We start from the raw sequence: 26,911 nt of genomic DNA on the forward strand, positions 1-26,911 counted from the left end.
AAGCCGGGTAGCAGCGGCGTGAGAAGCCGTGTGAGAAACCGAGTGGAAGCCGAGTGGACGCCAGGTCTGTCCCGGCGCCGGCTTCAGTAGGTCTCCAGATGCAGGCGCCCTTCGCGCTTCAGCCCGGCAGCCACCGCTTCCCAATCCAACCCCGCCTCGGTCGCCACATCGCGCAGCGCCAGCACCACGCCCTCTTCCATGCTCTTCAAGCCGCACACGTAGAAATGCGTGTTGCCGTCTTTGAGCAACTGCACCAGATCCGGCGCGCGCTCGCGCATGCGGTCCTGCACGTAATGGCGCGGCTGGCCAGGGGTGCGCGAGAACGCGAAGTTGATGTCGATGAAGTCCTTGGGCAGGCTTTGCAGCGGACCGAAGTACGGCAGTTCCTGCTGCGTGCGCGCGCCGAAGAACAGCATCAGCTTGCCGCCTTCGAACTTGCCGCTGTTGCGCAGCCTGCGGCGCCACTCGGTCATCGCCCGCATCGGTGCGCTGCCGGTGCCGGTGCAGATCATGACGATGTGCGACTTCGGGTGGTTGGGCATCAGGAAGCTGCTGCCGAACGGGCCGACCACCTGCACCTTGTCGCCGACTTTCAAGTCGCACACGTAGTTGGAGCACAGGCCGCGCACGGGCTTGCCCTGGTGGTCTTCGACGACGCGCTTCACGGTGAGCGACAGGTTGTTGTAGCCCGGCCGCTCGCCGTTGCGCGGGCTGGCAATGGAATACTGGCGCGGCTGGTGCGCACGGCCCAGCGCATCGCTGCCGGGCGGCACGATGCCGATGGACTGGCCTTCGAGCACCGGGAACGGCATGGCGCCGAAGTCCAGCACGACGTGGTGCGTCTCGCTGTCGAAGCCGGCCTCGGTGCAGTTGAAGTTGCCGACCACGGTGGCGGTGGTCGCCTTCTTCGCCGTGTAGAGGTTGGTGTAGGCGTGCGCGGCCGACCAGGGGGGCAGAGTAGCGCCGTACTGCGCGGAATTGAAGGGCACGGTGCCCGGCTCGGGCGCGGCCTGCTCGGGCGCCGGGGCTGCGGCGGGCGTGGCAACTTCTGCATGGCCCACGCCCTCGGCGGCCAGTTGATCTGCCGTCCACTCGGCCGGCAGTTCGTCCCAGGTCAGCTGCTCCTCGATCGAATACGCACGCACCGTGGGCATGGTGCGCCAGTTGTCGATGGAGCCTGTCGGGCACGGCGAGATGCAGGCCATGCAGCTGTTGCACACGTCCGCCTTGACGACGTAGTTGCGGTCGTCGTGCGTGATGGCGCCGACCGGGCAGATGGCCTCGCAGGTGTTGCAGCGGATGCAGATCTCGGGGTCGATCAGGTGCTGCTTGATCACTGCAGCGTGTACGGCCATGTCCATGGGAGTCTCCTTCTTTTTGCTACAGCACCAACGGAGATGCTCCATGCCAGGGCACCCGCGGAACTGGCTCTGCCAGGCCGCTGGGTGCGCCCCCTGCAAGGGGGTTGGCGGAGCGACACGAAGTGCGCGGAGACTGGGGGTTAGCCAAAACGTACATACTCGAAATCCACCGGCTGGCGATTGATGCCCATCACCGGCGGCGCGATCCAGCCGGCGAACTTGCCGGGGTCGACCACGCGCCCCATCAGCGAAGCGACGAAGGCGAAGTCTTCCGGCGTGGGCAGCCACTCGGCCTTCTTCGCGGCCCATTCGGCCTCGCTCACCACACGGCCCTCGGGCGACAACTTGATGCCGGCCAGCGCGCCGATCTGGCGGTTGAAGGCCTTGTGGGGCACGACCAGGCGCGTGGGGATGCCGGCCTTTTCCAGCACCTTGTTCCAGCGGTTCACGCCGGCGACCGAGTCCTTGATGAAGTCGTCGCGCAGCACCTCGTTCAAGGCGTTGAGCATCGGCACTTCCTTCTCGACAAGCTGCCCGTTGACGACTTCGAGCACCTTGTAGGTCTGGCCCTTGAGCTGGTGGTCGTCAGTGCGCTTGCCTTCTTCGTAGCGGCCCTTCAGGCCCGAGCTGTAGAAGATGGCGGCGTTGCTCGACTGGTCGGCGCCGAACAGGTCGATGGTCACGCTGTAGTGGAAGTTCAGATAGCGCTGGACCGTGCCCAGGTCGATGGCGCCGGCCGCGCGCACCTGCTGCGGGTCGTCGGTCTTCAGATCGTTCATGACCTGCGCCGTGCGCTGGATCACACGCGAGACGCCGCTCTCGCCCACGAACATGTGGTGCGCCTCTTCGGTCAGCATGAACTTGGTGGTGCGGGCCAGCGGGTCGAACGCGCTCTCGGCCAGCGCGGCGAGCTGGAACTTGCCGTCGCGGTCGGTGAAGTACGTGAACATGAAGAAGGCCAGCCAATCCGGCGTCTTCTCGTTGAAGGCGCCCAGGATGCGCGGGTTGTCCTCGCTGCCCGAAGTGCGCTGCAGCAACGCGTCGGCCTCTTCGCGGCCGTCGCGGCCGAAGTGCTTTTGCAGCAGGTAGACCATGGCCCACAGGTGGCGGCCTTCTTCCACGTTGACCTGGAACAGGTTGCGCAGGTCGTACTGGCTGGGGCAGGTCAGGCCCAGGTGGCGCTGCTGCTCGACGCTGGCGGGCTCGGTGTCGCCCTGCGTCACGATGATGCGGCGCAGGTTGGCGCGGTATTCGCCGGGCACGTCTTGCCAGGCTTTCTCGCCCAGGTTGTCGCCGAAGTGGATCTTGCGCTCGGCATCGCCCGGGTTCAGGAAGATGCCCCAACGGTAGTCGCGCATCTTCACGTGGCCGAACTGGGCCCAGCCGTTCGGGTCGACGCTGACGGCGGTGCGCAGGTAGACGTCGTGGTTGGTCGAGGCTTCCGGGCCGACGTCGTCCCACCAGTGGATGAAGTTGGGCTGCCAGCCTTCGAGCGCGCGCTGCAGCGTGCGGTCTTCCGACAGATTGACGTTGTTGGGGATCTTTTCGCTGTAGTTGATCGTGCTCATGGGAATCTCCTTGAAGCTTGGAATGACGTTCAGACGCGGTTGAAATCGAAGCCGACTTTTTCGCCCTTGCCATACAGCTTGAGCGCACCCTTTTCGCCGACGGCGTTGGGGCGTTGGAAGATCCAGTTCTGCCAGGCCGAGAGGCGGCCGAAGACGCGCGTGACCATGTTCTCCTTGCTGGCGAAGCGCAGGTTGGCCTCCAGGCCGGTCAGCGCGTCGGGCGACATCGCGGAGCGCTCCTCCAGTGCGATGCGGATCTCGTCGTCCCAGTCGATGTCGTCCGGTGCGGCGGTGACCAGGCCCAGCGCCATGGCGGCGTCGGCGTCCAGCGGCTGGCCGGCTGCTGCGCGGGCTGCGTCCAGCGGGCCGGTCTCTTCGTAGAAGCGGCGCTGCAGGCGGCTCTGCTCGGTGACCAGCGGCAGCAGGCCGAAGTTGAAGTCGTCGAGCGTGAGCTTGGGCGCCTTGTCGGCATCGTCCGGCAGGGCCAGCATGTAGGTGCGGTCGGCGGCAAAGGCCAGTTCGGCCAGCATGCCGGCAAAGCACGAGCCGGCCTCGACCAGCGCGAACAGCGAACGCGAAGACACATCCAGGCGCGCGAAGGTGCGGCGCAGCAGGCCCAGGGTCTGGCGCACCAGCCAGTGGTCTTTGTTGGCAAGGATCGCAGCGTCGGCGGCCAGCACGGCGGCGGCATCGCCCTCGGTCTTCAGCAGCCAGGTGCCGATGTCCAGTTCGTTGGTGCGCAGGTTCAGGATGGCGTCGTCGAGCTGGCGGCCCATGGCCAGTGGCCACCAGGCGGCCCCTAGAGCCTCGATGCCGGCGATGTCGCTCGGCTGCGTGCCGGTGGGCGCCTTCACCGTCAGCGTGGCCGTGCGGCGAGCGCGGTCGATCACGACCTTGACGTGTTCGTAGGCGATGCCGTCCGCCGTGTCTTCACGCTCGATGCGCGGCAGCGTGATGCCCTTCGGCGCCGTGGAACGGCCACCTGCGGCGCCCATGCGCGTCGCCCGTTCCTGCACCGCCGCGCCGAACTGCGCGGGTTTGGCTACCGCATCGACCAGTCGCCAGTCCACCGCACGCTGGCCGCGCACGCCTTCCACGCTGGTGCAGAAGATGTCGGCCAGGTCGTGGCGCACCTTGCGCTTGTCGGTCACGCGGGTCAGGCCGCCGGTGCCGGGCAGCACACCCAGGAGCGGGACTTCGGGCAAAGAAACAGACGAGGACCGGTCATCGACCAGCACGATCTCGTCGCAGGCCAGGGCCAGCTCGTAGCCACCGCCGGCGCACGCCCCATTGACTGCGGCCAGGAACTTCAGCCCCTCGTGCTTGGACGAGTCTTCGATGCCGTTGCGGGTCTCGTTCGTGAACTTGCAGAAGTTGACCTTCCACGCGTGGCTGGACAGGCCCAGCATGAAGATGTTGGCACCCGAGCAGAAGATGCGGTCCTTCGCGCTGGTGACGATGACGGACTGCACTTCAGGGTGCTCGAAGCGCACGCGGTTCAGCGCGTCGTACAGCTCGATGTCCACGCCCAGGTCGTAGCTGTTGAGCTTGAGCTTGTAGCCCGGGCGGATGCCGCCGTCTTCCGCGATGTCCAGCGTCAGCTTGCCGATGGCGCCGTCGGTGCTGAGCTTCCAGTGGCGGTACTGGCTGGGGTCGACGCGGTAGTCGACTTGGGGGGACGCAGAAGCGGTGGGGTCGGTCATGGCAGGTCTCCTTGGGGCGGGCAACAGGCAAAATAGTGCACATCGCTTGTCTGGCATGCATCATCGTGCATGTTTTGTCGCGCGTCAATGCCTGGCTGGCTTTTTTGTCCAGGCTCTTCTAGTGCGCGGCGATGGACTGCCGCACCACGCCGCGCAACAGCTCGAACGCGTGCTGCAAGGTCTTGCCGCTGGTGTCCACGCGCATGTCGGCTTTGGAATAGAAGGCAGCCCGCCCGTCCAGGATGCGGCGCAGATCGTCCATGGCCTCGCGGCTGGCGGCCATCGGCCGGGTGTCGCCCTGGGCGGCCACGCGGCCCATGTGTTCCTCGGGCGCGGCCTGCAGCCAGACGGTGGTGCAGTGCGCCAGCAGCTCGTTGAAGGTGGCCGGGTCGGACACGATGCCACCGGGCGTGGCGATCACCGCCTCGCTGTAGATCTGCACGACTTCTTCCAGTGCGCGGCGCTCGTAGCGGCGGTAGGCGTTGGTGCCGTACAGGTCATGGATCTCGCGCACGCTGCAGCCGGCCATCTTCTCGATCTCACGACTGAGTTCGATGAAGGGCAGATCCAGGTCGTCGGCCAGCATCTGGCCCAGCGTGGACTTGCCGGCCCCGCGCAGCCCCACCAGCGCGATGCGGCGCGCACGGCCCGGGTCGGCGGCGGCCGTGCCCAGCAGTTCGCCGATGGCCAGGCGCACGCGGCGCAGGTCGGCCTCGGTGCGGCCGTCCAGCAGTTCGCGGATCAGCAGCCATTCAGGTGAGCTGGTGGTGACATCGCCGACCAGCTCGGCCAGCGGGCAGTGCAGCGCGCCGGCCACCTGCTGCAACACCAGGATGGACGCATTGCCGATGCCGTATTCCAGATTGGCCAGGTGCCGTTCGGACACATCGGCCGCCACGGCCACGGCCCGGCGTGTCAGCCCCCGGCGCGCGCGCAGGCTGCGCACGCGGTCGCCCAGCGCGGCCAGCAAGGCGTCGCGCGGCTCGGCCGGCTCGGCGGCCACGCCAGAGGTTTCGTTGGTGGCCACGGCGCGACCTGCCGTTGCCACTGCACTGTCTTCGTTCATTCGCTTGTCGATCCCCATGCCGCATTCTCAGGGTTAACACCATGCATGCACTATATTGCTTGACATGGGTCTTGGCGCCTACTATGGTTTGGCCACACGCACGATACTGCATGCAACCGGCCGCCGCAAGACGGCGCGACCCCCGCCCACGAAAGCCTGGCGCGATGATGGAACTACTGCGCCAGCACGCGGCGGGAAGCGGCGCCAGCACAGCCGCGCTGCAAGCGCCGAGCCCACAGGCGCACGACGGAAGACACCGGAGACACCACGATGAGCCTGCCCGCCCGCTTCAACTTTGCCGAGCACCTGTTCGCGCTGAACCGCGCCCGCCCTGAACGCGTCGCCTACATCGACGACCGGGGCGCGCTGACCTATGGTCAGCTGGAGCAGCGCGCGCGCCAACTGGCAGGTGCCCTGCGCGCAGCCGACCTGCGCCGTGAGGAACGCGTGCTGCTGCTGATGCACGACACGCACGACTGGCCCGTCAGCTTCCTCGGTTGCCTGTACGCGGGCGTGGTGCCGGTCGCCGTCAACACGCTGCTGACGCGCGAGGATTACGCCTACATGCTGGAGCACAGCCGCGCCCAGGCCGCGCTGGTGTCTGGCGCGCTGCTGCCCACGCTGGTGTCGTCCATGGAGACGGCCGCGCACGAGCTCGGCACGGTGCTGGTCGCGCAGCCGCAGGGCGATCTGCCCCCCGGCACGTTGGCGTTCGACACCGCCTTGGCCCAGGCCGAGCCGCTGGGCGCGCCGGCCGCCACCACGCCCGACGACCCGGGTTTCTGGCTCTATTCCTCCGGCTCCACCGGCAAGCCCAAAGGCACGGTCCACACGCACGGCAACCTGTGGTGGACGGCCGAGCTGTACGGCAAGGCCGTGCTGGGCCTGACCGAGCGCGACGTGTGCTTTTCCGCCGCCAAGCTGTACTTCGCCTACGGGCTGGGCAATGCGCTGACCTTCCCCCTGAGCGTGGGCGCCAGCGTGCTGCTGATGGCCGAGCGGCCCACGCCCGATGCTGTGTTCCAGCGCTGGACGCGGGCCACGCACCAGCCGACGGTGTTCTTCGGCGCGCCCACGGGCTTTGCCGGCATGCTGGCGTCGCCCCGGCTGCCGGCGCGCAAGGATGTGGCGCTGCGCATGTGCTCGTCGGCCGGCGAGGCGCTGCCGGCCGACATTGCGCACCGCTTCAAGGCCCACTTCGGCTGCGACATCATCGACGGCATCGGCTCCACAGAGATGCTGCACGTCTTCCTGTCCAACCGCCCGGGCGACGTGCGCTACGGCACCACCGGCAAGCCGGTGGACGGCTACGAGATCCAGCTGCGCGGCGAAGACGGTGGGCCGGTCGCCGATGGCGAAGTGGGCGATCTCTACATCAGCGGGCCCAGCGCCGCGCTGATGTACTGGGGCAACCGCGCGAAGACGCGCGACACCTTCCAGGGCGGCTGGACCAAGAGCGGCGACAAGTACGTGCGCGACGCCGACGGCTACTACACCTACGCCGGCCGCAGCGACGACATGCTGAAGGTCAGCGGCATCTACGTCTCGCCATTCGAAGTGGAGGCCACGCTGATGCAGCACCCCGCCGTGCTGGAGGCCGCCGTCATCGGCACGCTGGATGCCGAGGGCCTGACCAAGACCAAGGCCTTCGTGGTGCTGAAGGATGGCGCCGGCGCGAGCGACGAGGAGTTGAAGGCCTTCGTCAAGGAGCGGCTGGCCCCGTACAAGTACCCGCGCCTCATCGAGTTCCTGGCCGAGCTGCCGAAGACGGCGACGGGCAAGATCCAGCGCTTTCGGCTGCGCGAACGCGAAGCACAATGAACGGCGAGATCCGACACGTCCATCTTCCCTGCCAAGGCATATCGACATGACGCAGTTACGCGAAGCTTTCGTCGACATCGGCTGGCGCGGCCGCACGGTGCGCATCGAGCACCAGTGGATCACGCCTGCTGGTACGAACGAAGCGCCGGCCGCCGCCCCGCTGTTGGTGTTCCTGCACGAGGGCCTGGGCTCGCTGGCGATGTGGAAGGATTTCCCGCAGCAGCTGTGCGAGGCCTGCGGCATGCGCGGCCTGGTGTTCTCGCGGCCCGGCTATGGCCGCTCGACCCCGCGAGAGGCGGACGTGGCGTGGGCGCCAGACTTCATGCACCGCCAGGCCGATGAAGTGCTGCCCCCGCTGTTCCACGCGCTGGGCGTCACCGGCAAGCCATGGCTCTTCGGCCACAGCGACGGTGGCTCCATCGCGCTGCTGTACGCGGCCCACCACCCGCGGCGCGTGGCCGGCCTGGTGCTGCTGGCGCCGCACCTGTTCGTCGAAGACATCACGGTGGCCAACATCGACAAGGCGCGCGAGACCTACACGACCAGCGACCTGCGCGCCGGACTGGCGCGCTACCACGACGAGCCGGACTCGGCCTTCTGGGGTTGGAACCGCATCTGGCTCGACCCGGCGTTCCGGGACTGGAACATCGAGGCGGAGATCACCGCCATCCGCTGCCCCGTGCTAGCCATGCAGGGGCTGGACGACGCCTACGGCACGCTGGCGCAGATCCGCAACATCCAGTGGGCGGTGCCCAGCACCGAGCTGCTGGAACTGCCGGCCTGCGGCCATTCGCCGCACCGCGACCAGCCGCAGGCGGTGATCGCGGCGACCAAAGCCTTCATCCACCACCAGGCATCCAGCCAGGTACAACAACAGCGCAGCACGCGCACCGAGGAGACGCTATGACGACATCTTCGCCCCCCCAGGCGCGGCTGCGGCACGGCGCAAGACTGTGCCTGGGCCTGGGTGCCCTGGCCCTGCTGGCCGCCTGCGACCCTGACGCGCCGATCCCCGACCGCGCGGCCTTGCAGCAGTCCTGCCCCAAGCTTGGCGGCAAGACCGTCGCCGCCAACGCCATCGGCCTGCCTAGCGGTGCGGCCACCGTCACGCGTGCCACGCTGGTCGCGGCCGCCGGCGCCTTGCCCGAATACTGCGAACTGCAGGGCGAACTGGCCGCGCGCACAGAGGGCGCGGACGCCATCCGCTTCCAGCTGAACCTGCCGCTCACCTGGAACGAGAAGGCGCTGATGGTGGGCGGTGGCGGCTTCAACGGCACGCTGACCACCGGCACGGCCGCGCTGCGCGACGCCGCGCCCGGCCAGCCCCAGCCGCTGGCGCAGGGCTACGCCACCTTCGGCACCGACTCGGGCCATGACGCTGCGGCCTACAACACCACCGACCCAGGCAAGTTCGCGCTGAACGACGAGATGTTCGAGAACTTCGCCCACGCCTCTTACAAAAAGGTCAAGGACGTGGCGCACGCGCTGCTGCGCGAGTACTACCTGCGCGCGCCGGCCCACCAATACTTCTACGGGGGCTCGGAAGGCGGGCGCGAAGGTCTGGCGATGGCGCAGCGCTACCCCGAGGATTTCGACGGCATCGTCTCGGTGGTGCCGGTCATCCAGTGGACAGGCCTGTTCAACGGCTTCATCAACTTCACGCAGCCGCAGTTCAACGGCGGCACGCTGAGCGCGGCCAAGGTGCGCACGGTGGCCGACGCCGTCAACACCGCCTGCGATGCGCTGGACGGCCTGGCCGATGGCGTGGTCAACGACTACCTGGGCTGCCCCACGCGCTTCAACCTGGACAGCCTGCGCTGCCCGGCCGGCGCGGACACCGCCGACAGCTGCCTGTCGGACCCGCAACTGGCCACGCTGAAGGCCGCCTACGGCCCCACCGTGATGCCGTTCGCGCTGGCCAACGGCATCACCACCTACCCCGGCCGCCTGTTCGGCGGTGAGATCCAGACGGGCGGCGAAGGCATCGCGCGCTGGGTGTCGACCGGCGCCGTGCCCACGGTGCCCACGCCGCTGGCCACTGATGCGCGCGGCGTGAACTACGGCGGCAGCTACGCCCGTTACGTGATCGCGCGCGACGCCAGCTTCGATGTGCGCAACTACACGGCCCAGGCCTACGCGGCGCGCATCCAGGAGGTCTCGGCGCTGATGGACGCGACGAACCCGGATCTGTCCGCGTTCTTCCGCCGTGGCGGCAAATTGATCATTCGCGAGAACGCGGGCGACATGGCGCAGAGTGCGGTGGCCGGCATCCAGTACCACCAAAGCGTGGTCACGCGCCTGGGCCAGGCCGAAGCCGACAAGTCGATGCGCCTGTACGTGTCGCCCGCCTCGCACCACGGGGGCGGCGCCACGAGCCTGACCACGGGTGTGGAGGTGCCCACCAACCACGACATGCTGACCACGCTGGACCAATGGGCCAGCGCCGGCACGGCCCCGGCCGATGCGCTCGTGCAGGTGCGCAAGGCCACGGCAGCGCCCTACACCACGCTTGCCACGCGGCCGCTGTGCCGCTATCCGAACTATCCGCGGTATGTGGGTGGCGACACGCTCAGCGCGGACAGTTACCGCTGCGTCGCATCGGCACCGTGACCCGGCTGGTGCCGGCCCCGCGTTGGCGGGCCGGCCACCGGCAGGCTACCGAGCCTTGGCCGGCGCCGCTGCCGCACCGGCGAACGTCGCGCCGCTGATGTCGTTCGCCGCGTAGCCCCGGTTCACATCCAGTCCGGTGATGCGCCAGTCGTGCGCCGGCAGTGCGAGCGGGTGCACGACGCGCTCGTACGAACGCATCGGCCACACCACGCCGAAGTGGCGCTCGTGCTCGAAGGTGTCCACCTCGGCCACCGCCCCGCGCGTGTTCACAAAGCCTTCGAGCGTGAAGCGCATGCGATGCACCAGACCGTCGCCCCGGTCGATGCACAGCGCCACACGGTCGGCCGCGACACGGCCGAGGCCCGGCCGCAGCCACACATCGACCACATCGCACAGGCGGCCATCGACACGCTCGGTGCCGCGCGTGCGCACCGGCAGGCCGCGGTCGGCCAGCCACAGCGGGCCCAGCAGGAACAGGCCATAGGCCTCGGCCACCAGCGCGGCGGCGTCCTGCGCGGCGGTGTCGCTGCTGCGCACGCCGTTGAGCCAGACCGACACGTCGCCCAGGCCATCTCTGGTGCCCACCGCAGCGCCACGCCGCCACACCACCTGCTTGCGGCCCTTGGGACCGGTGTAGGCCTGCGCGACCAGGCCCTGGCGCGGCAGCAGCCGCTCTTCGGAGCGGCCCCGAAAGCCGGCATCGACCAGCTCGGGCTGGATGCGGTCGATCAGCGGCCGCCATTCGCCGTTGTAGGCCACGTTGATGTCGGTCAACTGGCGGTAGGCAAGCAGGCCGTGGGCCAGCGCGGTGTCGCGCAGCCGTGCAATGGCATCGGCGGCGTTGGCCGCATCGGCATCGGCACCCGGTGCCGGGCCCAGCGGCAGCGGTGTGCTGCACCCGGCGACGAGCCAGGGCAGTGCCAGGCCGGCCAACATGGCGCGGCGCGAGACGGGATGTGCTGTGTGTTCCATGTCGTTCCTCGTCGGGTCGCGTGCGCGCCTCACCGAACCAGCGGGCGAATGGTGGTGAAGCCACCGTCGACGGCAATCACCTGGCCGGTGATGCGCGCGGCAGCCTCGGACAGCAGCCAGGCCATGGCATCGGCCACCTGCGCTGCGCTCTGCACGCCGCCCAACGGGTACTGTTTGCCGGCGCCCTCGCGCATGGCGTCCACGCGCAGCATGCTGGCGGTCATCGGCGTGTCCGTCATGCCTGGCGCCACGGCATTGACGCGCAGCCGCAGCGGCGCGTAGGTGGCGGCCGCACTGCGCACCAGCGCCTCGATGCCGCCCTTGGCCGCGGCGATGGCCTCGTGGTTGGCCACGCCGATGCGGGCCACCACGCTCGATGCAAACACCGCCGCGCCGCCCTCGCCTGCGGCACCGGCTTCTCGCATCGCGTCGACCCAGGCCTGCAGCATGTAGACGGCGCTGTCCAGATTGATGCGCATGACCTCGCGGTACTGGGCCGGGCTGGTGCGGTGCAGCGGCGCGATCAAGGTGCTGCCGACGCAGTGCGCAAGCAAGGTGGGCACCGCGCCGAGTTGCGCGCGGCAGGCGGCGATGGCCTGGGCGGCGCCCTCGGCGGTGGTGGTGTCGAACGCGAGATGCGCGTCGGCCTGGACTGTGGCGAGCGCGGTGGCGTCGCGGCCGACGGCGGCCACGCGGTGCCCGGCGCTGCGCAGGCGGGCCACCACCTCGGCGCCGATGCCGCCGCGTGCGCCGGTGACCAGGGCCACGAAATTGTGTGGAGCGTTCATGGTGTCGGTTCGTTGGTTCAGAAATGAAGAGTCAAGCCACCGGAGAGGCCGCTGCAAGCAGCCCGACCTCGCCGCGCCGGATGGCGCCGGCCCGCTCGACCACGGCCTGCCGCTGCGCATCGCTCAGGCGCGCCAGGTTCTTCACCTGCAGCGCCATGCGCGGGTGCGCGGCCAGCAGCGCCTCGTGGCGCATCAGGAAATCCCAATACAGCGTGGTGAACGGGCAGGCGCGCGCGCCCTCGCGCTGCGCGGGGTCATAGCGGCAGCCGGCGCAGAGCGCGCCGCCCATGCGCTCGATGTACTTGCCGGTGGCGATGTAGGGCTTGCTGCCCATCAGCCCGCCATCGGCGTACTGGCTCATGCCCAGCGTGTTGGGCAGCTCGACCCACTCGACCGCGTCCACATAGACCGCCAGGTACCAGGCGTGCACCTGCTGCGGCTGCACGCCCAGCATCAGCGCGTACAGACCAGTGACCATCAGGCGCTGGATGTGGTGCGCGTAGCCATGCGTCAGCGTCTGCGTGATCGCGTCGTGCAGACAGGCCATGTCGGTGCCGCCCGTCCAGTACCACGCCGGCAGCGGTTCCTGCGCGTCCAGCGCGTTCAGGTCGAGGTAGGACGGCATCTGCGTCCAGTAGATGCCGCGCACGTATTCGCGCCAGCCGAGGATCTGCCGCACGAAGCCCTCCACGCTGGCAAGCGGCGCACGGCCCGCGTGATACGCCGCCTCGGCCGCCTGCACCACCTCCTGCGGGCTCAAGAGCTTCAGGTTGAGCGCGGCCGACAACAGCGAGTGGTACAGCCACGGCTCTCCCGGCCACATCGCGTCCTGGTACTGGCCGAACAGCGGCAGGCGGTGGTCGATGAAGGCGCTGAGTGCCTGCAGTGCCTGCGCACGCGTCACGGGCCAGCCAAAGCTGTCGAGCGTGCCGGGGTGGTCAGCGAAACGGGTGTTGACGAGGCCGATGACCTGGCGCGTGGTCGCATCCGGTTCGAAGCGCGGCGGCGCGGGCAGCGCGCCGGGGCCGCCCGGGCCAAACGCACCGCGGTTCTCGGCGTCGAAGTTCCATTGGCCGCCGATGGGCTTGCGCCCTTCCATCAACACGCCGTGGCGCTGGCGCATCTCGCGGTAGAAGTACTCGAGCCGCAGGGATTTGCGGCCCTGCGCGTGGGTCGTGAACTCACGCACGGTGCAGTAGAAGTGCCGGTCGTCGCGCACGTCGAGCGGCAGGTCGGCCAGCTTCGCCACGCTGCGGATCGATTGGTAGACGCGCCAGTCGCCGGACGCGCACAGCACCAGCTGCTGGGGCTTCAGCCGTGCGATGGCCTGGCGCAGTGCATCGGCCAACGTGCCGCTGTCCGAGGCCTCGTCGAGCGCGGTGTAGTCCACGCGCCAGCCTTCGGTGCGCAGGCCCTCGGCGAAGTGCCGCATCGCTGCCAGGAAGACGGCGATGCGCTGCTTGGCGGACCAGACGTGCGTGGACTCTTCTGCGACCTCGGCCATCCACACGGCGTCATGCGCGGAGTCGAACCCGTCGAACGCCGACGACTGGCGGTCCAGCTGGTCGCCCAGCACGATGACCAACGCGCGCAGTTCAGGCATCGGCTGGCGCCTTCGCGTGGCCGCGCTGTCGGCAGGCGTCGGAGCAGAACTTCACCTCGGCCCAGTTCTTCGCCCAGCGCTTGCGCCAGACCATGGGCCGCCCGCAGGCCACGCACAGCTTGCTGGGCAGCGATGCCTTGTTGCCTTTGAACGATGGCACAGGGTTTGACTTCTGATTGAGTTGGGTTTGACGCATGATTTTTTAGCGCATGACGCCGAAATGTACCGTTTACCCGCATGGTTTGCATGAAACCTCGATTCAACCCCAAGTCATACGGCCACGGGCGGGCCTCAAACTGCCCATGTGCCTGTCTGGCAACGCCACAAGAATCGGTCTAACCTTCCTCTTGAACGTGCGGGTCTTCCACCCGCTGCCCACACCGTGGAGCCCGCCCATGCACACCTCATCCACCTTCCTCGCGACCGATGGCGACGGCTACGAGCTGACCATGGGCCGCTGGAGCCGCCGCCTCGCGCAGCCGTTCCTGGACTTCATCGACCTCGGCGCCGCCACCCGCGTGCTGGACGTGGGCTGCGGCACGGGCCATCTGGCTGGCGCCGTGGTTGCCCGCAGCCCCAACGCGCAGGTCCACGCCGTCGACCTGTCACCCATCTATGTCGAGGCCGCAACAGCGCGGTACGCCGGCGCGGGCGTGCAGTTCAGCGTGGGCGATGCCTGCGCCCTGCACTTCCCGGACCAGCACTTCGACGCCGTTCTGTCGCTGCTGGTCCTGCACTTCGTGCCGGACACGCGGGCCGCGTTGGTGCAGATGCGCCGCGTGGCGCGGCCGGGCGCCGTGGTGGGAGCGGCCGTGTGGGACGTGCGCGGTGGCTTCGTGGCCAACCGCATGTTCTTCGACACCGCCGCAGCGCTGGACCCCAAGGCCGTGGAACGGCGCGCCAGGAACTACACGCGGCCGATGACGCGGCCGGGCGAACTGGCTGCGGCATGGCGCAACGCCGGCTTCGCCGATGTCGTGGAGACCACGCTGCAGATCCGCATGGAGTTCACCGAATTTGCCGACTACTGGGCGCCCTATGTCGGCAAGGAAGGGCCGGCCGCCGAGTACGTGGGTTCGCTGGACGCGACGGAGCGGGCCAGGCTGGGGGCGGGGGTCAGGTCGGCATACCTGGACGGAGAGCCGGATGGCCCCCGCTCCTACGCTGCGCTGGCCTGGGCGGTGAAGGGCACGGCTTAACGGCGGGCGGGCTCTCGGAACCCGGCTGGCCCGCCAGACCGCCGAATGGTTCGCCGCCGCCGGCGAGCGCCCGCAGCCGCGCATCGAGCTGAACTTCAACGATGCGATGAAGAGCCTCGTCGCGGCAGGCTATGGCGCAGCGCTGTTGCCGCACGAAGCAGGCGCGCCGGCACCCGATCCCCGCATCAGTACGCGGCCGCTGCAGCCGCCTCTGTTCAGAGCCCTGGGCATTGCGCATCGGACCAAGCTGGATGACGCCGCGACGCAGGTGGCGCTTGCGGCCTTGTGGAGCATGAAGGAGCGCTGAGCGGACGGTGGGTCGCGCGAGGCCCGCTCCGGCGGCGACTGTCCCTGAAAATCGCGGCATGACCATGTACGAGATCAGCCTCCTCCTGCCCGATGCAGACGACAAAGGCGTTCACCGATTCCGCGTGAGCGAGCACTACATCGCCAGTGAGCACAGCTTGAGCGACGACCAAAAGGCCGCCATTCGCGCGCTGCCCCCAGGGGGCGTGTGGTCTGGGAACGTGATTCAGGTGCAGCGGCTCATGGAACACTGAAACGGCCCGACACCCCCCGAGCGGCCCGCATGGCGCCCCCTTCTCCCCCACCCGCCGCTCCCGCGTCCGCCGGGTTCTCCTTTCGCCGCATCGCCATCCCGGCCTTCGGCCCCTCGCTGTTGTTCGGCCTGGGCGAGGGCGCCATCCTGCCCATCATTGCCCTGATGGCGCGCGAGCTGGGCGCCTCGGTGCCGATGGCCGCGCTGGTCGTCGCGCTGATCAGCATCGGCTCGCTGCTCAACAACATCCCGGCCTCGCTGATCACCATGCGCTGGGGCGAGCGCCGCGCCATCGTCGGCGCGGGCATCTGGAGCGCGCTGGGCATGGTGCTGTGCGTATCGACGTCGCGGCTGGGCCTGTTCGCGGCCGGCTGCCTGATGGTCGGCATGTCGCAGGCCATCTACAACCTGGCGCGCCAGAGCTACATGTCGGACGCCGTGCCGGTCCAATACCGCGCGCGGGCGCTGTCCACGCTGGGCGGGGTGATGCGGATCGGCATGTTCATCGGCCCGTTTGCCGGGGCGGCGGCGGTGCATGCGTTCGGCCTGTCGGCGGCCTTCGGTGTCGGCATCGCCGGCGTGCTGGGTGCCGCGGCCCTGGGCGCGCGCGTGCCGGATCTGGTGGCGCCGCCGCTGCCGGCCGGCCAGGCGCCGCCTGCCTCCATCACCATCGTCTCGACGCTGCGCGACCACCGCCGGGTGTTCCTCACGCTGGGCATCGGCGTGCTGCTGGTCAGTGCCGTGCGATCGTCGCGGCAGGTGGTCATTCCCCTGTGGGCAGACCATCTCGCGCTGGCCCCAGCCGTGGCATCGCTGGTGTATGGCCTGGCCGGTGGCATCGACATGCTGGTGTTCTACCCGGCCGGCAAGCTGATGGACCACAAGGGCAGGCGCTGGGTGGCGGTGCCGTCGATGGTCATCATGGGCACGGCGCTGTTGCTGATGCCGCTTGCCACCGGCTTCACCTCGCTGTTGATCGCCGCGCTGGCCGTTGGCTTCGGCAACGGCATTGGGTCGGGGATGATCATGACGCTGGGCGCCGACCACGCGCCGCGCCACGGGCGGGCGCACTTCCTGGGGGTGTGGCGGCTGATGTCGGACATCGGCAGCTCGTGCGGGCCGGCGCTGCTGTCGTTTCTGGCGGGCAGCCTGTCGCTGGCGGCGGGGATTGCCACCATCGGCTTGATCGGGTTCGCGGCGGCGGCGGCGCTGGGGTACTGGATTCCGGGGCGTCTACCGGATGGGCAGGCGCGCTGAGCCGGCACGGGTTGCGTATCGGGCCGCCGTTCCCGCGCTGCCCGCCGGGCGTCTGAACCAAACGCGCGTCGCTCGAGCGCATGGTGGTGGCGCCGACGCTGATCCGGTCGCCCGCAGCTGATCTGATGCTGTCTGGCCGCCCACGCATGCGGCATGATCGACAGCGTGAATGCCATCTCCTGCCTGCGCGCATTGCGCAACCCATTGCTCGCCGCCGCCCTGCCCCTCACGCTGCTGGCGGCCCCCGCCGCAGCGGCCCCGCCCACCATCGAAGACAGCATGGCCCAGCGCATGGTGGCCTGCACCGTCTGCCACGGCCCTGCCGGGCGCGCCGCGGCCGATGGCTATTACCCGCGCATCGCAGGCAAGCCGGCCGGCTATCTGTACCACCAGCTCGTGAACTTTCGCGATGGCAGGCGCCACTACGGCCCGATGACGCGCATGGTCGACTTGCTGAGCGACGACTACCTGCGCGAGATTGCCGGTTACTTTTCTGCGCTAGACCTGCCGTATCCGCCGCCTGCGCGCACCGGCGCCACGGCGCAGCAGCTGCAGCGCGGCCAGCAGCTGGTGCAGCAGGGCGATGCGGCGCGCGGCTTGCCGGCCTGCGCGCAGTGCCATGGCACGGCGCTGACCGGCGTGGCGCCCCACGTGCCCGGCCTGCTCGGGCTGCCGCGCGACTATCTGAATGGCCAGCTCGGCGCCTGGAAGACGCAGGAACGCCGGGCCCATGCGCCCGATTGCATGGCCGACATCGCCCGGCGCCTGCCGGATGAAGACGTGGCCGCCGTGTCTGGCTGGCTGGCCGCACAGCCGTTGCCGGCACAGGCCAAGGCTGTGGCCCAGGCGCCGGCCTGGCCCGCACAAGTGCCGCGCATTCCGTGCGGCAGTGCGCCTGAATTGGGAGCCGTGCCATGAGCCGCCGCCTACTGCAGGCAGCCGCGCTGCTGGCCGTGTTGCTCGCCGCCGGTGCCGCGCTGGTCTGGTGGCTGAACGTGCGGGGCGAGCCCGATCTGTCCGCCGCCGGGCCGGCCGTGCCCGCGACCCCGGCGCAGATCGCCCGTGGCGCCTACCTGGCCCAGGCCGGCAACTGCGCGGCCTGCCATACGAGCCGGGGCGGCACGCCGTACGCCGGGGGTGCGGCCCTTCAGACGCCGTTCGGCACGCTGTACGGCAGCAACCTCACCCCCGACCGCGAACACGGCCTGGGCGCCTGGTCGTCCACCGCGTTCTGGCGCGCGCTGCACCATGGACGGTCACGTGATGGAAGGCTGCTGTACCCGGCGTTTCCGTACACCAGCTTCACGCAGGTGACGCGCGGGGATTCCGATGCGCTGTTCGCTTACCTGCAGAGCCTGCCGGCCAGCCCCGAGCCGAACCGCGCGCACGCGCTGCGCTGGCCGTACGACCAGCAGGCGGCGCTGGCCGTGTGGCGGGCGCTGTTCTTTCGCGCCGGCGAGTTCCAGCCCAATGCGGCGCAGTCCGCGGAATGGAACCGCGGCGCCTACCTGGTGCAGGGCCTGGGCCACTGTGCGGCCTGCCACAGCGCCCGCAACACCTGGGGCGCGACGGACGACCGCCAGGCGTTGTCCGGCGGCCTGATTCCGATGCAGAACTGGTATGCGCCAGCGTTGACCTCACCCAGCGAAGCCGGCGTGGCCGACTGGCCTCTGGCCGACGTGGTCGCGCTGCTGCAAAAGGGCGTGTCGCCACGTGGCTGGGTCAGCGGCCCGATGGCCGAGGTGGTGCTGCGCAGCACCCAGCATCTGACGGATGCCGACCTGTCGGCCATGGCCGGCTACCTCAAGAGCCTGCCGCAGTCGCCGGCCAGCCCGGCCCCCCAGCGCATCGCGCCGCCCGCCGCGGTCGCCACACTCGGCGCCAAGCGCTACGAGCAGCATTGCGCGCAGTGCCATGGTGCGGACGGCCAGGGCGCTGGCGGCCTCTATCCGTCGCTGGCGGGCAACCGCGCCGTGACCATGGCGTCCACGGCGAACCTGGTGCAAGTGGTACTGCACGGCGGTTTCGCGCCGGCCACGGCCGGCAATCCGCGCCCATTCGGCATGCAGCCCTTTGTGCTGGCGCTGCCCGACAGCGAGATCGCGGCGGTGTTGACGCATGTGCGCGGCGCCTGGGGCAACAGCGCGCCGGCGGTCAGCGAACTCGATGTGAACCGGCTGCGTTCGACGACGCCGCCTTGAGCGGACCGCATCGCGCGCTGCTGGCGCTGCAGGCGCGGTGAGCGCGGTGAGCGAGCTGAATTGCGCTCAGTGCGCCGACACACCGGCCGTGGTGCGCTCGACCACGTGGCGCGCCATCGACTGGGCCAGCTCCTGCTCACCCAGAAACACCCGGCCCGCCTGCTCTTCGTTCAGCAGGCGCGCCTCGGTCTCGCTGTGGGTGCGCACGGCGATCTCGATGGCAGGGTTCAGCGCGCGCGCCACGCCGATCATCTGGCGCACGTTCAGCGAATCGGGCGTGGCGATGACCAGCATGCGCGCGCGGGCGATGTGGGCCTGGATCAGCGTGGCCGGCTCGGACGCATCGCCGAACACCGCGGCCATGCCTTCTCCGCGCAGCCGCTCGACGGTCTCGCGGTTCTGCTCGGCCACGACGAAGGGGATGTGGTGCGCCTGCATGGCGGCGGCGATGCGACTGCCGACACGGCCATAGCCCACCAGCACCACCTGGCGCGCCAGGTATTTCTGTTCGGTGTGCAACGGCAACTCGGCCATGGGATCGTCACGCGCCTCCATGCGGCGGGCCAGCGGCGAGCGTGCGAGGATCCAGCGCTGCATGGGCTCGGCGCAGTAGAAGGCGGCCGGGTTCAGCGCAATGGAGATCAGCGCGCCGGCCAGCACCAGGCTTTGCCCCTCGGGTGGCAGCAGGCCCAGGGAGGCCCCCAGGCCGACCAGGATGAACGAGAACTCGCCGATCTGCGCCAGGCTGGCCGACACCGTGAGCGCCGTATTCAGCGGGTAGCGGAAGGCCAGCACCAGCGCAGCAGCGGCAATGGACTTGCCCACCACGATGACGCCGACGACGGCCAGCACCTGCAGCGGCCGCTCGATCAGCACCCAGGGGTCGAACAGCATGCCGACCGAGACGAAGAACAGCACGGCGAAGGCGTCGCGCAGCGGCAGCGACTCTTCTGCCGCGCGGTGGCTGAATTCGGATTCGCGCATGACCATGCCGGCAAAGAACGCGCCCAGGGCGAACGACACGCCGAACAGCGCTGTCGACCCCACGGCGATGCTGACAGCCGCCGCCACCACGCACAGCGTGAACAGCTCGCGCGAGCCGGTGCGCTGCACCTGCCAGAGCAGCCACGGGAACAGGCGCCGGCCGACCACCAGCATCAACCCGACAAACAGGCCCACCTGCAACAGCGTGACGCCCAGCGTATGGGCCAACTCGCGCAGGTCGGTCGCCTCGCTGCCGGCCAGCCATCCGCCCAGGGGTGGCAGCAGCACCAGCACCAACACCATGGCCAGGTCTTCGACCACCAGCCAGCCCACTGCAATGCGGCCGTTGAAGGTGTCGAGCAGGCCGCGGCTCTCCAGCGCGCGCAACAGCACCACCGTGCTGGCGACCGACAGGGACAGGCCGAACACCAGTGCGCCGCCCAGGTTCCAGCCCCACCAGCAGGCCAGGCCCATGCCCAGGGCCGTGGCCACCGCCATCTGCACCACAGCGCCAGGCAGCGCGATCTTGCGCACGGCCAGCAGATCGTCCAGCGAGAAATGCAGGCCCACGCCGAACATCAGCAGCATCACACCGATCTCGGCCAGTTGGGCGGCGATATCGGCATCGGCCACGAAGCCGGGTGTGAACGGCCCGATCACCACCCCGGCGAGCAGGTAGCCCACCAGCGCGGGCAGCCGCAAGCGCGCCGCCAGCATCCCGAAGATCAGCGCCAGACCGAGGCCGGCCGCCACGGTGCTGATCAGGGAAACGCTGTGGGGCATGGGGTGGGCTTCTGGTTGCAACGCGCGGGAATGTCCAAGTCAATTTACTGTACCGACGCGGCACCCGTTCGCGCAGGCGAAAAAAAACCCGCCGCAGCGGGTTTCGGGGTGGGCGGGCAGCCCCGGATGTGGGGCCGTCCGGCGTCAGCCCATGTGCAGGCCGCCGTTCACCGAGAAGTCGGCGCCGGTGGAATAGCCACCTTCTTCGGACGCCAGCCACGCGATGATGGAGGCGATCTCTTCAGGCTGGCCCAGACGCTTGACCGGGATGGTGGCGACGATCTTGTCCAGCACGTCCTGGCGGATGGCCTTGACCATGTCGGTGCCGATGTAGCCCGGGCTCACGGTGTTGACCGTCACGCCCTTGCCTGCCAGCTCTTGCGCCAGCGCCATCGTGAAACCGTGCATGCCGGCCTTGGCGGCCGAGTAGTTGGTCTGGCCGGCCTGGCCCTTTTCGCCGTTGACCGACGAGATGTTGATGATGCGGCCCCAGCCCTTCTCCACCATGTCCGCCACCACTTGCTTGGTGACATTGAACATGCTATTCAGGTTGGTTTCGATGACGGTGTCCCAGTCCTCGCGTGTCATCTTGATGAACATGCGGTCCTTGGTGATGCCGGCGTTGTTGACCAGCACGTCAATGCTGCCGTGCTCGGCCTTGGCCTTGGTGAAGGCCTCGACCGTGGAATCCCAGGCGCCTACGTTGCCTGCCGATGCGTAGAAGGTGTAGCCCTCGGCCGCCTGCTCGGCGATCCATTTGGCGTGGTCACGCGTGGGGCCGCAGCCGGCGATGACCTTGAAGCCCTCCTTGTGCATACGCCGGCAGATGGCGGTGCCGATGCCGCCCATGCCGCCGGTAACGTAAGCGATCTTTTGTGTCATGTAAATTCTCCGTTATAGGTGCGAATGACCTACCGGGAACTGTACCGAAAGTGACACAGCCCACGCCCTGCGGAAAACACTGAAGGGTTAAGCATTTGTAAGGACGCGGCGCATCCTGTGGGGTACGCCAGCGCCTGAAGTCGGTGCACGGAGCCGCACGCTCTCAGCGGCCGGTCCAGTTGGGCGCGCGTTTTTCCGCGAATGCGGCCGATCCTTCGCGCGCATCGGTCGAGGTGAACACCGGTGCCGCGATCGGCCGCTGCAGCGCGAACATCTCCTCACGGCTCCAGTCCGCCGACTCGGTCACGATGCGCTTGCTGGTGGCAACAGCCAGCGGGCCGTTGGCGGCCACGACGGCGGCGAACTTCAGGGCCTCCTCCAATGCCTGGCCCGGCTCGGTCAGCCGGTTCACGAGGCCAAAACCGTGAGCGCGCTCGGCGTCCAGCATCTCGCCGGTGAGCGCGTATTCCATGGCGACGTGGAACGGGATGCGGCGCGGCAGCCGCATCAGCCCACCGGCCGACGCCACGAGCCCGCGTTTGACTTCGGGCAAGCCAAACTTGGCCGCCCGGGAGGCCACGACGAGGTCGCAGGCCAGCACCAGCTCGAAGCCACCGGCCAGCGCGTAGCCCTCGACGGCGGCGATCAGCACCTTGCGCGGCGGGCGCTCGGTCAATCCGCCGAAGCCGCGGCCCTCGACACTGGGCCGCTCGCCCCGCAGAAAACCCTTGAGGTCCATGCCCGAGCAGAAGGTGCCGCCGCCACCGGTGACGATGCCCAAGCGCAGGTCGTCGCGGGCGTCGAGTTCGTCGAGCGCGGCGGCCAGGGCGTGGGCGGTGGCCTGGTCCATGGCGTTGCGCGCCTCCGGCCGGTGGATCGTCATGACCAGCACGTTGCCGCGCACTTCGGTCTGCAAGCTGTCTGCCATCGAAAACTCCTTTTGCTCCGTAAGAGCGCCGAGTTTCAGATCTTTCGCGCACGGCGCTGTTACCGGGGCGACAGGGCGCACACCGGCGGCCCCCCAGCAAAAAGCCCCGTGGACACGAGGTTCACGGGGCTTGCTGGCTGGCGGAGAGGGTGGGATTCGAACCCACGGTAGGGTCGCCCCTACGCCTGATTTCGAGTCAGGTACATTCGACCACTCTGCCACCTCTCCTGAAATTCTGCGTGGCGATCCCGGTGGTCGACCCGGGTTGCGAAGCCCGCGATTCTAGCAGGACAAACGCGCAAGACCGCCCAGATACGGGCGCAAGGCTTCGGGAATGCTGACCGAGCCGTCCTCGTTCTGGTGGTTCTCCAGCACTGCCACCAGCGCACGGCCCACGGCCAGGCCAGAGCCGTTCAGCGTGTGCAGCAACTCGTTCTTGCCCTGCGCGTTCTTGAAGCGTGCCTGCAGCCGCCGCGCCTGGAAGGCCTCGCAGTTCGACACCGAGCTGATCTCGCGGTAGGTGTTCTGCGCCGGCAGCCAGACCTCCAGATCGTGCGTGCGCGTGGCGCCAAAGCCCATGTCGCCGGTGCACAGGCACATCACGCGGTACGGCAGGCCCAGCGCTTTCAGCACGGCCTCGGCATGGCCGGTCATCTCGTCCAGCGCTTCGTAACTCTTGTCGGGGTGCACGATCTGCACCATCTCGACCTTGTCGAACTGGTGCTGGCGAATCAGCCCACGCGTGTCGCGCCCGGCGCTGCCGGCTTCCGAGCGAAAGCACGGCGTGTGCGCGGTCAGGCGCATCGGGAGCTGGTCCAGCGGCACGATCTCGTCGCGCACGAAGTTGGTCAGCGGCACTTCGCTGGTGGGGATCAGGTAGAGCGCGGTGTGGTCGGGCACCTCCTCGCCCTCCTGGCCACCCTTCTTCGCGGCGAACAGATCGCCCTCGAACTTGGGCAGCTGGCCGGTGCCCTGCAGCGTCTCGGCGTTGACCACATAGGGCACATAGCACTCGGTGTAGCCGTGCTGCTGCGTCTGCAGGTCCAGCATGAACTGCGCGAGCGCGCGGTGCAGGCGGGCGATCGGGCCTTTCATGACGGTGAAGCGCGCGCCCGCGAGCTTGACGCCCATCTCGAAATCGAGCCCCAGCGGCGTGCCCAGGTCGACGTGGTCGCGCGGCGTGAAGCTTAGCAGCTGGGGGTCCTGGCCCGAGGGGCTCCAGCGGCGCAGCTCGACGTTGCCGCGCTCGTCGGCGCCCACCGGCACGCTGGTGTGCGGCAGGTTGGGCACGGCCAGCAGCAGGGCGTGCAGTTCCGGCTGCAACTGGTCCAAGCGCGCGGCCGAAGCGTCGAGCTCGGCCTTCAGGGCGTTGACTTCGGCCATCACGGCGTCGGCACTCTCGCCCTTGGACTTGAGCTGACCGATCTGCTTGGAGAGACTGTTGCGCCGTGCCTGCAGCTCTTCGGTGCGCGTCTGCAGGCTCTTGCGCTCGGCCTCCAGCGCTTTGAAGGCGGCAACGTCCAGGTAGGGTTGGGGGCTCTTGCGTTGTTCGAGACGCGCGACGACCGAATCCAGGTCTTTGCGAAGTAGGTTGATGTCCAGCATCGTGGGATTCTAAATTTCAGGCCAAGGTGGCCGGGTCGACGTTGCCGCCGCAGATGATCAGGCCCACGCGCTCGCCGGGCTGCGGGCAGTAGGCGCCGCAGCGCAGGGCCGCCAGGCCGAGGGCGGCCGCCGGTTCGACGGCCAAACGCAATTCGCGCCACAGCCACCGCTGCGCGTCGCGGATGGCGTCGTCGTCCAGCAGCAGCGCGGTGTGCACATGGCGCTCCGTGATGTCCCACGAGATCGCGCCGATGCGGCGCGCACCCAATGCGTCAGCGGCGATGCCGGCCACGTCGACATCGACCGGCGCGCCGGCTTCGCGCGCACGGAATAGGGTGGGCGCCAGCGCAGGCTCCAGCGCCACCACGCGCGCGCGGTCTTCACACCAGGCCGCGATGCCGCCGATCAACCCACCGCCGCCCACGCTGACGAGCAGACTGTCGGGCAATGCGCCGGCCTGCTGCTCGATCTCGCGCGCGAGCGTGCCGGCGCCGGCGACCACCTCGGGCTGGTCGTAGGCATGGGTCAGCAGCGCGCCCGTCTCCTGTTGGCGCGCCAGGCAGGCCGCCAGCGCCTGGGCGTAGGCCTCGCCCACGACGAACAGCTCAGCCCCCAACGCGCGCAGCCGCGCCTGCTTGGCGGGCGCGCTGATGGTGGGCACGAAGACCTCGCAGCGCACGCCCAGGGCCTGTGCGGCTGCGGCGGTCGCGATGCCGGCGTTACCGCCGGAGGCAACGACCACGCCACTGGCGGGAATCGGCTGCGCCAGCAAGCGGTGCAACATGCCGCGGGCCTTGAAGCTGCCCGACACCTGCAACTGCTCCAGCTTGAGCCAGACCTCGGCGCAATCGATGCCCAGCTGCGCGCCGGTCAGGCGCCACAGCGGCGTTTGCCGCAGGAAATTCGCGGGGCCTTGCTGCAGCCGTGTGGCTGCGGCCTCGATGTCGGCACGGTGGACGGTCGCCTCCATCAGTAGCCGCCTTCGGAACCTGCGGCCAGGCTCTCGAACTTGGTGATGTTGCGCAAGAAGGCGAGCTTGACGGTGCCGGTCGGGCCGTTACGCTGCTTGGCGATGATGATTTCGGCGACGCCCGGCTCCTTGCAGGCGTCCTTGGTGTAGTACTCGTCGCGGTAGATGAACATGATGATGTCGGCGTCCTGCTCGATGGCGCCGGATTCGCGCAGGTCGCTCATCATCGGGCGCTTGTCGGGCCGGGTCTCGACACTGCGGTTGAGCTGGGACAGCGCAATCACCGGGCACTGCAGCTCGCGCGCCAGCATCTTCAGGCCACGCGAGATTTCACCCAACTCCGTTGCACGGTTCTCGTCGCTGCCGCCGCTGGAGCCGCTCATCAGCTGCAGGTAGTCCACCACGATCAGGCCCAGCTTGCCGCACTGGCGCGCCAGCCGGCGCGAGTTGGCGCGCAGCTCGCTGGACGTGAGGCCCGGTGACTCGTCGATGTGCAGCGAGATGGTGCGCAGCTTCTCGATCGCCTCGGTCAGCCGCGGCCATTCGTCATCGGTCAGCTTGCCGGTGCGCAGGTGCCCCTGGTCGATGCGGCCGATCGAGCCGACGATCCGCACAGCCAGCTGGGCCGCGCCCATTTCCATCGAGAAGATGGCGACCGGCAGGCCTTCGTGCAGCGCTACATGCTCGGCGATGTTGACTGCGAACGCGGTCTTGCCCATGGACGGGCGTGCCGCCAGCACGATCATGTCGCCGGCCTGCAGACCCGACGTCATGCGGTCCAGATCGGCAAAGCCGGTGGGCACGCCCGTGATGTCGTTGTCGTTGTCGGCCATCTCCTGTACGCGGTCCAGCAGGTTGACCACCAGACTGTCCATGCCCTGGAAGCCCTGCTTGTTGCGCGCGCCCTCTTCGCCGATGTTGAAGATCTTCTGCTCGGCTTCGTCCAGGATTTTTTCGACCGCGCGGCCCTGGGTGCTGAAAGCGCTGGTGGCGATCTCGTCGCTGGCGGTGACCAGTTTGCGCAGGATGGCGCGCTCGCGCACGATCTCGGCGTAGCGCCGGATGTTGCTGGCGCTGGGAACGAACTGCGCCAGCGAGTTCAGGTAAGCCAGCCCGCCGATGTCGTCGGCCTTGCCGACCGACTGCAACTGCTCGAACACGGTGATCACGTCGGCCGGCCTGTCGCCGTTCACCAGGTCGCGGATGGAGCCGAAGATCAGCCGGTGCTCGTAGCGGTAGAAGTCGTTGTCCTTGAGCAGGTCGCCCACGCGGTCCCAGGCGGTGTTGTCCAGCAGCAGCCCGCCCAACACGCTGGACTCGGCCTCGATGGAGTGCGGAGGCACGCGCAACTGGGCGATCTGGCGATCCTGCGGATCGTCGTCGATGGTGTACAGGGCGGACATGGAGACCCTCAGGCGAAACGGCGGATGCTACGGCGCGGGGCTGTCCGCGTCATGGGACAAGCCTGTGCATAAGCGGTGGAGCAGCGGTGATTTTGCAGCCGCTGCCTGTGCAGAACCCAGCGCTTGGGCAGCCCCAAAAGAAAAGCCGCCGGGCTTGCGCCTGGCGGCTCGTGTCACGGAAAACGGATCAGGCCGTTTCGCCGTAGACCGACACGTTGATCTCGACCACGACGTCGGTGTGCAGGGCCACGCTGGCCGTGCTGTCGCCGACATTCTTGATCGGGCCGTTCGGCATGCGCACTTGCGACTTGACGACCTTGTAGCCGAGCTTGTTCAGCTCTTCGGCAACGTCGGCGTTGGTGACGGAGCCGAACAACCGGCCATCGACGCCAGCCTTCTGCGTCAGCTTGACGGCGGTACCGGCCAGCTTTTCGCCTTGGGCCTGCGACTCGGCCAGCTTGGCAGCTGCGGCCTTTTCCAGTTCCACGCGGCGGGCTTCGAACTCCTTCTTGGCCGTCTCGGTGGCGCGACGGGCGCGGCCGGAGGGGATCAGGAAATTGCGCGCGTAGCCGTCCTTGACCTTGACGATCTCGCCCAGGTTGCCCAGGTTCACAACCTTGTCGAGCAGAATGATTTGCATGTTCGGCT

At 68.7% G+C, this 26,911-nt stretch carries 23 protein-coding genes, 1 tRNA gene and 1 pseudogene; 9 read left to right on the plus strand and 16 right to left on the minus strand.

The window, feature by feature from the left end:
* Positions 1 to 83 precede the first annotated feature (83 nt).
* The 4 genes from boxA to AC099J_RS24070 form a co-directional block, all read right to left on the minus strand.
* Complete coding sequence (gene boxA, locus AC099J_RS24055; RefSeq protein ID WP_479617826.1) at positions 84 to 1,361, minus strand: benzoyl-CoA 2,3-epoxidase subunit BoxA; 1,278 nt, start codon at positions 1,359 to 1,361, stop codon at positions 84 to 86.
* A gap of 140 nt (positions 1,362 to 1,501) precedes the next feature.
* Positions 1,502 to 2,929 carry a benzoyl-CoA 2,3-epoxidase subunit BoxB gene (gene boxB / locus AC099J_RS24060; RefSeq protein WP_479617827.1) on the minus strand — a complete coding sequence of 476 codons (1,428 nt, stop codon included), beginning with the start codon at positions 2,927 to 2,929 and terminating at the stop codon, positions 1,502 to 1,504.
* Positions 2,930 to 2,958: 29 nt separating this feature from the next.
* Positions 2,959 to 4,632, minus strand: a complete 1,674-nt coding sequence (gene boxC, locus AC099J_RS24065) for a 2,3-epoxybenzoyl-CoA dihydrolase (RefSeq protein ID WP_479617828.1) — start codon at positions 4,630 to 4,632, stop codon at positions 2,959 to 2,961.
* A 118-nt stretch (positions 4,633 to 4,750) separates the two neighbouring features.
* Positions 4,751 to 5,698, minus strand: coding sequence for a helix-turn-helix transcriptional regulator (locus tag AC099J_RS24070; RefSeq protein ID WP_479617829.1), 948 nt, complete (start codon positions 5,696 to 5,698; stop codon positions 4,751 to 4,753).
* Between the two features lie 270 nt (positions 5,699 to 5,968).
* On the opposite strand from AC099J_RS24070, the gene AC099J_RS24075 reads away from it, so the two are divergent.
* The 3 genes from AC099J_RS24075 to AC099J_RS24085 are packed head-to-tail and all read left to right on the plus strand — an operon-like array spanning position 5,969 to position 10,129.
* Positions 5,969 to 7,519 (plus strand): benzoate-CoA ligase family protein, encoded by a 1,551-nt coding sequence (locus tag AC099J_RS24075; protein WP_479617830.1) that lies wholly within the window; start codon positions 5,969 to 5,971, stop codon positions 7,517 to 7,519.
* 46 nt (positions 7,520 to 7,565) lie between these two features.
* Positions 7,566 to 8,426 carry an alpha/beta fold hydrolase gene (locus AC099J_RS24080; RefSeq protein ID WP_479617831.1) on the plus strand — a complete coding sequence of 287 codons (861 nt, stop codon included), beginning with the start codon at positions 7,566 to 7,568 and terminating at the stop codon, positions 8,424 to 8,426.
* On the plus strand, positions 8,423 to 10,129 hold the full coding sequence (locus AC099J_RS24085; protein WP_479617832.1) for a tannase/feruloyl esterase family alpha/beta hydrolase: 1,707 nt from the start codon (positions 8,423 to 8,425) through the stop codon (positions 10,127 to 10,129). Before AC099J_RS24080 ends, AC099J_RS24085 begins: the two co-directional genes overlap by 4 nt.
* Before the next feature lie 45 nt (positions 10,130 to 10,174).
* On the opposite strand, the gene AC099J_RS24090 is transcribed toward AC099J_RS24085, so the two are convergent.
* From AC099J_RS24090 to AC099J_RS24105, 4 genes are read right to left on the minus strand one after another with little or no spacing between them, the layout of a single operon-like run.
* Positions 10,175 to 11,101, minus strand: coding sequence for a hypothetical protein (locus AC099J_RS24090; RefSeq protein WP_479617833.1), 927 nt, complete (start codon positions 11,099 to 11,101; stop codon positions 10,175 to 10,177).
* A 29-nt stretch (positions 11,102 to 11,130) separates the two neighbouring features.
* Positions 11,131 to 11,889: an SDR family NAD(P)-dependent oxidoreductase gene (locus AC099J_RS24095; protein WP_479617834.1), complete on the minus strand. Its 759-nt coding sequence runs from the start codon at positions 11,887 to 11,889 to the stop codon at positions 11,131 to 11,133.
* Between the two features lie 31 nt (positions 11,890 to 11,920).
* Positions 11,921 to 13,492 (minus strand): cryptochrome/photolyase family protein, encoded by a 1,572-nt coding sequence (locus AC099J_RS24100; protein ID WP_479617835.1) that lies wholly within the window; start codon positions 13,490 to 13,492, stop codon positions 11,921 to 11,923.
* A complete protein-coding gene (locus AC099J_RS24105) occupies positions 13,485 to 13,688 on the minus strand; it encodes a DUF2256 domain-containing protein (RefSeq protein WP_479617836.1) in 204 nt (67 codons plus the stop codon). Before AC099J_RS24105 ends, AC099J_RS24100 begins: the two co-directional genes overlap by 8 nt.
* 199 nt (positions 13,689 to 13,887) lie before the next feature.
* Here AC099J_RS24105 and AC099J_RS24110 point away from each other — a divergent pair, with 199 nt between their 5' ends.
* The 6 genes and pseudogenes from AC099J_RS24110 to AC099J_RS24135 all read left to right on the plus strand — a co-directional run bounded on the left by AC099J_RS24110 (position 13,888) and on the right by AC099J_RS24135 (position 18,708).
* Positions 13,888 to 14,691, plus strand: a complete 804-nt coding sequence (locus AC099J_RS24110; protein WP_479617837.1) for a class I SAM-dependent methyltransferase — start codon at positions 13,888 to 13,890, stop codon at positions 14,689 to 14,691.
* Positions 14,692 to 14,707: 16 nt separating this feature from the next.
* Positions 14,708 to 14,998, plus strand: a pseudogene (locus tag AC099J_RS24115) (LysR family transcriptional regulator substrate-binding protein); the annotation flags it as partial.
* Positions 14,999 to 15,056: 58 nt separating this feature from the next.
* Positions 15,057 to 15,251 carry a hypothetical protein gene (locus AC099J_RS24120; RefSeq protein WP_479617838.1) on the plus strand — a complete coding sequence of 65 codons (195 nt, stop codon included), beginning with the start codon at positions 15,057 to 15,059 and terminating at the stop codon, positions 15,249 to 15,251.
* Between the two features lie 29 nt (positions 15,252 to 15,280).
* Complete coding sequence (locus AC099J_RS24125) at positions 15,281 to 16,507, plus strand: MFS transporter (protein WP_479617839.1); 1,227 nt, start codon at positions 15,281 to 15,283, stop codon at positions 16,505 to 16,507.
* Between the two features lie 153 nt (positions 16,508 to 16,660).
* Entirely contained in the window at positions 16,661 to 17,425 is a 765-nt protein-coding gene (locus AC099J_RS24130; protein WP_479617840.1) for a c-type cytochrome, read from the plus strand.
* Positions 17,422 to 18,708 (plus strand): c-type cytochrome, encoded by a 1,287-nt coding sequence (locus AC099J_RS24135; RefSeq protein WP_479617841.1) that lies wholly within the window; start codon positions 17,422 to 17,424, stop codon positions 18,706 to 18,708. The genes AC099J_RS24130 and AC099J_RS24135 overlap by 4 nt, the downstream gene beginning before the upstream one ends.
* 66 nt (positions 18,709 to 18,774) lie before the next feature.
* On the opposite strand, the gene AC099J_RS24140 is transcribed toward AC099J_RS24135, so the two are convergent.
* From AC099J_RS24140 to rplI, 8 genes are all read right to left on the minus strand, one after another.
* Positions 18,775 to 20,475: a cation:proton antiporter domain-containing protein gene (locus AC099J_RS24140; protein ID WP_479617842.1), complete on the minus strand. Its 1,701-nt coding sequence runs from the start codon at positions 20,473 to 20,475 to the stop codon at positions 18,775 to 18,777.
* Between the two features lie 144 nt (positions 20,476 to 20,619).
* A complete protein-coding gene (gene phbB, locus AC099J_RS24145; RefSeq protein WP_479617843.1) occupies positions 20,620 to 21,357 on the minus strand; it encodes an acetoacetyl-CoA reductase in 738 nt (245 codons plus the stop codon).
* 163 nt (positions 21,358 to 21,520) lie between these two features.
* Positions 21,521 to 22,285 carry a crotonase/enoyl-CoA hydratase family protein gene (locus AC099J_RS24150; protein ID WP_479617844.1) on the minus strand — a complete coding sequence of 255 codons (765 nt, stop codon included), beginning with the start codon at positions 22,283 to 22,285 and terminating at the stop codon, positions 21,521 to 21,523.
* A 138-nt stretch (positions 22,286 to 22,423) separates the two neighbouring features.
* Positions 22,424 to 22,513, minus strand: a tRNA-Ser gene (locus AC099J_RS24155).
* A 54-nt stretch (positions 22,514 to 22,567) separates the two neighbouring features.
* Entirely contained in the window at positions 22,568 to 23,890 is a 1,323-nt protein-coding gene (gene serS / locus AC099J_RS24160) for a serine--tRNA ligase (RefSeq protein WP_479617845.1), read from the minus strand.
* Between the two features lie 16 nt (positions 23,891 to 23,906).
* Positions 23,907 to 24,860 (minus strand): threonine/serine dehydratase, encoded by a 954-nt coding sequence (locus AC099J_RS24165; protein WP_479617846.1) that lies wholly within the window; start codon positions 24,858 to 24,860, stop codon positions 23,907 to 23,909.
* Positions 24,860 to 26,263, minus strand: a complete 1,404-nt coding sequence (dnaB, locus tag AC099J_RS24170; protein ID WP_479617847.1) for a replicative DNA helicase — start codon at positions 26,261 to 26,263, stop codon at positions 24,860 to 24,862. Before dnaB ends, AC099J_RS24165 begins: the two co-directional genes overlap by 1 nt.
* A 187-nt stretch (positions 26,264 to 26,450) precedes the next feature.
* A complete protein-coding gene (rplI, locus tag AC099J_RS24175; RefSeq protein WP_479617848.1) occupies positions 26,451 to 26,903 on the minus strand; it encodes a 50S ribosomal protein L9 in 453 nt (150 codons plus the stop codon).
* Positions 26,904 to 26,911: the final 8 nt, after the last annotated feature.

It is taken from the genome of Rhodoferax sp. RT4P68 (genome assembly GCF_056521305.1).

Bases quoted from the DNA above. Each gene is read 5' to 3' on its own strand.
- boxA (WP_479617826.1), bottom strand. From the start codon at position 1,361: ATGGACATGGCCGTACACGCTGCAGTGATCAAGCAGCACCTGATCGAC.
- boxB (WP_479617827.1), bottom strand. From the start codon at position 2,929: ATGAGCACGATCAACTACAGCGAAAAGATCCCCAACAACGTCAATCTG.
- boxC (WP_479617828.1), bottom strand. From the start codon at position 4,632: ATGACCGACCCCACCGCTTCTGCGTCCCCCCAAGTCGACTACCGCGTC.
- AC099J_RS24070 (WP_479617829.1), bottom strand. From the start codon at position 5,698: ATGAACGAAGACAGTGCAGTGGCAACGGCAGGTCGCGCCGTGGCCACC.
- AC099J_RS24075 (WP_479617830.1), top strand. From the start codon at position 5,969: ATGAGCCTGCCCGCCCGCTTCAACTTTGCCGAGCACCTGTTCGCGCTG.
- AC099J_RS24080 (WP_479617831.1), top strand. From the start codon at position 7,566: ATGACGCAGTTACGCGAAGCTTTCGTCGACATCGGCTGGCGCGGCCGC.
- AC099J_RS24085 (WP_479617832.1), top strand. From the start codon at position 8,423: ATGACGACATCTTCGCCCCCCCAGGCGCGGCTGCGGCACGGCGCAAGA.
- AC099J_RS24090 (WP_479617833.1), bottom strand. From the start codon at position 11,101: ATGGAACACACAGCACATCCCGTCTCGCGCCGCGCCATGTTGGCCGGC.
- AC099J_RS24095 (WP_479617834.1), bottom strand. From the start codon at position 11,889: ATGAACGCTCCACACAATTTCGTGGCCCTGGTCACCGGCGCACGCGGC.
- AC099J_RS24100 (WP_479617835.1), bottom strand. From the start codon at position 13,492: ATGCCTGAACTGCGCGCGTTGGTCATCGTGCTGGGCGACCAGCTGGAC.
- AC099J_RS24105 (WP_479617836.1), bottom strand. From the start codon at position 13,688: ATGCGTCAAACCCAACTCAATCAGAAGTCAAACCCTGTGCCATCGTTC.
- AC099J_RS24110 (WP_479617837.1), top strand. From the start codon at position 13,888: ATGCACACCTCATCCACCTTCCTCGCGACCGATGGCGACGGCTACGAG.
- AC099J_RS24120 (WP_479617838.1), top strand. From the start codon at position 15,057: ATGACCATGTACGAGATCAGCCTCCTCCTGCCCGATGCAGACGACAAA.
- AC099J_RS24125 (WP_479617839.1), top strand. From the start codon at position 15,281: ATGGCGCCCCCTTCTCCCCCACCCGCCGCTCCCGCGTCCGCCGGGTTC.
- AC099J_RS24130 (WP_479617840.1), top strand. From the start codon at position 16,661: ATGATCGACAGCGTGAATGCCATCTCCTGCCTGCGCGCATTGCGCAAC.
- AC099J_RS24135 (WP_479617841.1), top strand. From the start codon at position 17,422: ATGAGCCGCCGCCTACTGCAGGCAGCCGCGCTGCTGGCCGTGTTGCTC.
- AC099J_RS24140 (WP_479617842.1), bottom strand. From the start codon at position 20,475: ATGCCCCACAGCGTTTCCCTGATCAGCACCGTGGCGGCCGGCCTCGGT.
- phbB (WP_479617843.1), bottom strand. From the start codon at position 21,357: ATGACACAAAAGATCGCTTACGTTACCGGCGGCATGGGCGGCATCGGC.
- AC099J_RS24150 (WP_479617844.1), bottom strand. From the start codon at position 22,285: ATGGCAGACAGCTTGCAGACCGAAGTGCGCGGCAACGTGCTGGTCATG.
- serS (WP_479617845.1), bottom strand. From the start codon at position 23,890: ATGCTGGACATCAACCTACTTCGCAAAGACCTGGATTCGGTCGTCGCG.
- AC099J_RS24165 (WP_479617846.1), bottom strand. From the start codon at position 24,860: ATGGAGGCGACCGTCCACCGTGCCGACATCGAGGCCGCAGCCACACGG.
- dnaB (WP_479617847.1), bottom strand. From the start codon at position 26,263: ATGTCCGCCCTGTACACCATCGACGACGATCCGCAGGATCGCCAGATC.
- rplI (WP_479617848.1), bottom strand. From the start codon at position 26,903: ATGCAAATCATTCTGCTCGACAAGGTTGTGAACCTGGGCAACCTGGGC.